This window comes from Methanohalobium sp. (assembly GCF_046546175.1).
Classification (GTDB): domain Archaea; phylum Halobacteriota; class Methanosarcinia; order Methanosarcinales; family Methanosarcinaceae; genus Methanohalobium.
This window is the reverse complement of the sequence record NZ_JBKGYF010000093.1, coordinates 1-6467: the sequence shown is the minus strand read 5'-3', so window position 1 is coordinate 6467 and position 6467 is coordinate 1. Positions and strand designations below refer to the sequence as shown.

The following is a 6467-nucleotide window of genomic DNA, read 5'->3' as shown; positions in this document are numbered from 1 at the left end:
ACCAGAATCGCTCATCCGGGTCAGGTACTTGGCTGTAATTTTTCATCTGCTGATATAAATGAATGTGATGAATATTTATATATTGGTAGCGGAGAATTCCATCCAATAGGCGTATCACTTGCAACCGGAAAACCTGTCACAGTTGCAGATCCATTCACGGATAAAACTTATTATGTAGACCCGTCCAAGATATTGCGCCAGAGAAGTGCTGTTATTGCAAAATCACTGGATTCATCTGTATTCGGAATAGTAATTTCGACAAAAGTTGGACAATATCGTATGGAACTGGCTAGGTCATTAAAAGAACTGGCAAAAAAATATGGTAAAATAGCATATATCCTGAACATGGACCTTGTAACACCTGAACAATTGCTCCAGTTCAAAGTGGATGCCTTTGTAAACACCGCATGTCCCAGAATCGCAATCGATGATGTAGGGCAATTTCCTGCTCCCATGCTAACACCTCAGGAATTTGAAATTGTACTGGGAGAACGTAAATGGGAAAAATTGGTGTTCGATGAAATAAGAGGTGTACAGTAATCTGATGAAACAGCGAAAACTTGAAATGTTGCTCGAACAGGTTGAAGGATTTGATAAGCCTGATGTTTCACTGGAACAATATATGACACCTTCACTAATTGCTGCTGAATTGCTTCATCTGGCATATATGAAAGGTGACCTGAAAGACACAGTATATGACCTTGGATGTGGAACAGGAATCCTGGCCATTGGAGCAAAACTATTGGGAACCAAAAAAGTGGTTGGATTCGATTCTGACCAGTACGCACTTGAAATTGCTGAAAAAAATGCCAAAATAATGAATGTTGACGTTGAATTTATATGTCAGGATATAGGTAATATATCTGGTAAAGCACAGACAGTGGTCATGAATCCTCCATTCGGATCACAGATGAGGGGAAGTGACCGTCCGTTTTTATCAAACGCCCTGAAAATGGCGAATGTAATATATTCAATACATAACAAAGGAAGCAAAAATTTTATTCAAAAATTTATCAGTCCTGCAGTTATCACAGACTGGTATACTACAGGGTTTCCATTGAAAAGAACATTTAAATTCCATAAAAAAGATGTAGAAAGAATTGAAGTTGAAGTATATAGAATCATCCAGTGTCCATAAAACCAGATTTTCTGTAGCTATTATTTTAAATTAGTTTAACGAGGGATTCTTATTAGAATAAGGAAAAAACTTTCAAGAAGAAAAATAAAATCATCTGATGATAAAAAATTTATAAATAAATCCGATAAATCTATAAATACACAGGAGAAAAATTCCATAGCTGAAGATACAATTGAATTTAAGGAGAAAGAAAATATCAACGAAAATAGTGAAGCATACAAAAAAAATACTGGAGAGGAAACATTGGAACCGGAAGAACCTGGTGAACCTGAAGACAGTGAACCGGTTTTAGTTATGCCCGGTGATTTTGTGGGAACTACTGAAGAATTCATACCAGGAGAAGGTACATATATATACTACGGAAATATACATTCACTTGTAACCGGTAAAGTAATTGTTGATGAAAAAACCCATTCAGTATCAGTGGTTCCAAAAACGAAAACACCACCGTCCATAAAAGAAGGTGATATCGTTATAGGTGGTATTACTGATGTTCGTGATTCAGTAGCAATCGTGGGACTTGAGGCTATCAAGGATAAAGGTGAAAGAGAGTTTCAGGGTACTCGACCAGCAGCGATTCATGTATCCAATGTTAAAGATGCGTATGTAAAAAAACTTTCTGATGAATTTGCACCTTTTGATATCATAAAAGGTAAAATTAAAAGTGCTAAAAACCTGAATTTAAGCACTTCTGAGGAATCACTTGGGGTTATGAAAGCATATTGTTCAAACTGTAAAAGTGCAATGGTTAAAAATGATAACAAATTAAAGTGTCCATACTGTGGAAATGTTGAAAACCGTAAATTATCTTCTGATTATGGAACCGGAATAATTTAATTAACTATCAATGGTGAGAGATAATGGAGCTTAAAATTTTAAACAAGACAGATTATGAAATAAATATAGAAATCCAGGGAGAAGACCATACCCTTCTTAATGTATTAAAATCCATATTACTGGAAGATGAAAGAGTAGAAATTGCATCATATGATATGAAACATGTGAATGTAAGCGAACCAGTACTATATGTCAAGACCGATGGTACAGACCAGATTGCTGTTATCAAGGATGCATTATCAAAACTTATATCACGATGTGACGAATTCAACTCAGTTTTTAGTGAAGCTGTTAAAGCCTGAGGTTTTTTGTCAATAATGTCGAGTTGTTTTAAACGCTCGACCACTCTTTTTATATATAAGCAGTACCAAATTTGCTGATTCACAGTGTGAATTAGTGATCTTATATTTAATATAATCGAGAGGAAAAATAAGATGGCACTTGACGAATCATCACTACAAAAATATGGATTTATAGAACGAGAACCATTAAACGCCATCAATATTGACCCATTACAAACAGGCGGGATTTTAACAGATGAAGCCCGTCAGGCGCTTGTTCAGTGGGGAGATGGGTACTCTGTATGTGATTTCTGCCCTGGAACTCTTGACCAGATAAAAAAGCCCAAAATAAAAGATTTTGTCCATGAAGCATTACCTGAATTCATAGGTGTAGATGAAGTTAGGATAACAAACGGTGCTCGCGAATCCAAGTTCGCTGTCATGCATTCGGTGGCTAATGAAGGTGACTGGATTGTACTTGATAATTTGGCACATTATTCGTCCCATGTTGCTGCACAACGTGCACGGTTGAATACTGAAACTGTACCCAATACAGGACATCCTGATTATTGGATAGATCCTGAAGGTTATGCAACATCTATAGAGAAAGTAATGGACGAGACCGGTGAACCACCTTCAATGGCACTCCTCACCTACCCTGACGGAAATTACGGAAACCTTCCTGATGCAAAAAAGGTAGCGTCAATTTGCCATGAATACAATGTGCCGCTCCTTTTAAACTGTGCCTATTCCATAGGTAGAATGCCAGTTGATGCCAATGAAATAGGTGCGGATTTTATAGTAGGAAGCGGTCATAAATCAATGGCATCATCAGGACCAATCGGTGTACTGGGAGTAAGTGAAAATTATGCTGATACCGTGTTCAGGAAATCACCTACCCACAAAAATAAAGAAGTAGAATTACTCGGATGTACTGCCCGCGGAGCTACATTAATGACGATGATAGCTTCATTCCCCAAGGTTGTGAAAAGAACCCGTGAATGGGACAGGGAAGTTGAAAACGCGAGATGGTTTTCTGAAAAACTCGAAAATCTGGGACTGAATCAGGTAGGTGATAAGCCGCACAACCATGACCTCATGTTTTTCGAGGCACCTAATATATATGAAATCTCTAAGAATGCTAAATCCGGCCGTTATTTCCTTTATAAAGAATTAAAAGCCAGGAATATCCATGGTATAAAAGCAGGGCTTACCAAATTTTTCAAATTAAGCACTTTTGGAGTCGGACGTGAAAATCTATCGACTGTAGTAGATGCATTTGATGAAATCATCAAAAAATACGAATAATTCTGAATATAGAGGTTTTATATGGGCGGAAAAAATTACAGATTCTCTACAAGAGCAGTACATGCGGGACAGGTGCCTGACCCAGCAACAGGTGCCAGGGCTGTACCGATTTACCAGACAACAGCCTACAATTTTAAAAATACAGACCATGCTGCAAGGTTGTTTGATCTGAAAGAGTTTGGAAATATATATACAAGGATAACAAACCCTACTAATGAAGTACTGGAAAAACGTGTGGCTTCACTTGAGGGGGGTGCAGGTGCACTGGCTGTTTCATCAGGTATGTCTGCCATTACACTAGCAGTACTCGGTATAACCCAGCCCGGTGATGAAATCGTTTCTGCAGATAACCTCTATGGCGGTACCTACCAGTTATTCAATAATACACTCCCTGACCTCGGCAGAAATGTGAAATTTGTGGATTCTACCAAACCTGAAGAATTTGAAAACCGGATAAACGAAAATACAAAAGCAATTTATACTGAAATAATAGGGAACCCTAAACTTGATGTACCTGATTTTGAAAAAATAACAGATATAGCCCATTCCGCTGGTATACCCCTTATAGTGGATAATACAGTGGGTATTGGAATCACACAGCCGATAAATTTTGGTGCTGATATAGAAGTCCTGTCAGCAACCAAGTTTTTAGGTGGACACGGGACTTCAATTGGTGGAATAATTGTTGATTCAGGAAATTTCAACTGGAACAATGGAAAATTCCCGGTGCTTACCGAATCTGACCCCGGTTATCATGGGTTAAAGTATTGGAAAGAGTTTGGAAACATTGCATTCATTGTAAAAATGCGTGTTCAGCTTCTAAGAGACCTTGGTACAGCCATGAGTCCTTTTAATGCATTCCTGTTTTTACAGGGGCTGGAAACACTTCCACTTAGAATGGAAAAACATTGCAGCAATGCACTTGAGGTAGCCAGATTCCTTGAAAACCATCCTGATGTTGAATGGGTAAACTATCCGGGACTTGAAAACCATCCGACACATGAACGTGCAAAACAATACCTCAACAATAAATACGGTGCATTGATCGGGTTTGGTATTAAAGGTGGATTGGAATCCGGCAAAAAATTTATTGAGAATGTTCAGTTACTGTCTCATCTTGCCAATATAGGAGATGCAAAAAGTCTTGTTGTGCATCCTGCGTCTACAACCCACCAACAATTAACCGATGAAGAGAAAAAGGCTACCGGAGTTACTGATGATTTCATCAGATTGTCTATAGGTATAGAAGATGCTGAAGACATTATTCAGGATATAGACCAGGCACTGGAGTTGTCCCAGAAATTATGAAATACAAATCAATAGGTGATGTTGAAACACAGTATTATCGAATACCAGATGAGCTTATCCTTGAAAGTGGTAAAAAGATAAAGGATGTTACTCTTGCTTTTGAAACCTATGGTACTTTAAACTGGGATAAAAGCAATGCTATCCTTGTGTGCCATACCCTTACGGGTGATGCTCATGCGGCAGGCTGGCATGAAGGTGATAGGAAACCGGGGTGGTGGGATATTATAATAGGTCCCGGTAAAGCACTTGATACGCAGAAATATTTTGTAATCTGTTCCAATGTAATAGGAGGTTGTAAGGGTTCTACAGGTCCATCATCCATTAATCCGGACACAAAGGAACCTTATGGTCTTGATTTTCCAGTAGTTACTATAAAAGATATGGTAAATGCCCAGAAAAAACTGGTAGATTATCTGGGTATATCCAAACTTTTCGCAGTTGTTGGTGGCTCAATGGGTGGACTACAGGTGTTACAATGGAGTGTAAGTTATCCGGAGATGGTTAAAAAAGCAATTCCTATCGCTACAGCCGGATATTCCACACCACAACAAATTGCCTTTAATGAGGTTGGAAGGATTGCCATAGTTTCTGATCCAAACTGGAACAGTGGTGATTATTATGGCGGTAAACAACCAACTCATGGTCTTGCTCTTGCAAGGATGATAGGCCACATTACCTATCTAAGCGATGATTCCATGCACCAGAAATTCGGAAGGCGGTTGCAGAATAAAAACGAATACGAATTCGATTTTTCCAGAGAATTTGAAGTCGAAAGTTATCTTCATTATCAAGGTTTAACATTTACCGAACGGTTTGATGCGAATTCCTATCTGTATCTTACCAAAGCTGTTGATTATTTTGATTTGACTGAAAACAATTCCCTTGCGGAAGGTTTGAGGGATGTTGAAGCAAAATTTTTGGTAATATCGTTTACATCTGATTGGCTATACCCTCCGTACCAATTGAGAGAAATTGTGATGTCTTTAAGTGCCAACAACGCTGATGTAACATATAGGGAAATTGAATCCAATTACGGTCATGATTCCTTCCTTCTGGAAAGTGGACAGTTAAATTATGTAATCAACAATTTCCTTTCACATACCTATGTTTCTGATATAATGATTGAAAATATAGCAACAATTAGTGAAGGAATCAGTATCGATGAAGCTGCCAGAGTAATGTTTGAAAAAGAAATAACTCATTTACCCCTTGTATATGAAGATGGTAAACTTGCTGGCATTGTAACATCATGGGACATCTCAAAATCAATCGCATTGAAATCAAGTAATCTGGATGAGATAATGACAAAAAATGTTATAACTGCCCGACCTGATGAACCCATTGAGAAAGCAGCAGAAAAGATGGAAAGCAGGGATATTTCTGCACTTCCTGTAATTGATAAAAATAAAAGGGTTATTGGGATGGTTACCAGTGAGGATATAAGCAGGTTGATTGAGGAATTTTAATCCAGATGTTTTTTAAAATAAGTTTTCCTTAGAATACATACGTATGTTGGGTGAACTACCACTTGGCTAAAGATCAAGTGGCTTCCTGTTTCATAGTTTGTTCTAACGAACACAACTCCACAGGCTCTA

Annotated in this window: 7 protein-coding genes; all 7 read left to right on the top strand. The window is 38.1% G+C overall.

Features of this window, described 5'->3' with window-relative positions; genetic code table 11:
- The coding region (dph2, locus tag ACLFMM_RS08655) for a diphthamide biosynthesis enzyme Dph2 (RefSeq protein WP_410808335.1) at positions 1 to 540 on the top strand (540 nt) is incomplete at its 5' end.
- Positions 541 to 544: 4 nt separating this feature from the next.
- Positions 545 to 1138 carry an METTL5 family protein gene (locus ACLFMM_RS08650; RefSeq protein ID WP_410808334.1) on the top strand — a complete coding sequence of 198 codons (594 nt, stop codon included), beginning with the start codon at positions 545 to 547 and terminating at the stop codon, positions 1136 to 1138.
- Positions 1139 to 1381: 243 nt separating this feature from the next.
- Positions 1382 to 1975, top strand: a complete 594-nt coding sequence (locus ACLFMM_RS08645) for an exosome complex RNA-binding protein Csl4 (RefSeq protein ID WP_410808333.1) — start codon at positions 1382 to 1384, stop codon at positions 1973 to 1975.
- 23 nt (positions 1976 to 1998) lie between these two features.
- Positions 1999 to 2277, top strand: a complete 279-nt coding sequence (locus ACLFMM_RS08640; protein ID WP_410808332.1) for a DNA-directed RNA polymerase subunit L — start codon at positions 1999 to 2001, stop codon at positions 2275 to 2277.
- A 132-nt stretch (positions 2278 to 2409) separates the two neighbouring features.
- Complete coding sequence (gene pscS, locus ACLFMM_RS08635) at positions 2410 to 3564, top strand: O-phospho-L-seryl-tRNA:Cys-tRNA synthase (protein ID WP_410808331.1); 1155 nt, start codon at positions 2410 to 2412, stop codon at positions 3562 to 3564.
- 21 nt (positions 3565 to 3585) lie between these two features.
- On the top strand, positions 3586 to 4872 hold the full coding sequence (locus ACLFMM_RS08630; protein WP_410808330.1) for an O-acetylhomoserine aminocarboxypropyltransferase/cysteine synthase family protein: 1287 nt from the start codon (positions 3586 to 3588) through the stop codon (positions 4870 to 4872).
- Positions 4869 to 6338 (top strand): homoserine O-acetyltransferase, encoded by a 1470-nt coding sequence (locus ACLFMM_RS08625; protein ID WP_410808329.1) that lies wholly within the window; start codon positions 4869 to 4871, stop codon positions 6336 to 6338. Before ACLFMM_RS08630 ends, ACLFMM_RS08625 begins: the two co-directional genes overlap by 4 nt.
- Positions 6339 to 6467 lie beyond the last annotated feature (129 nt).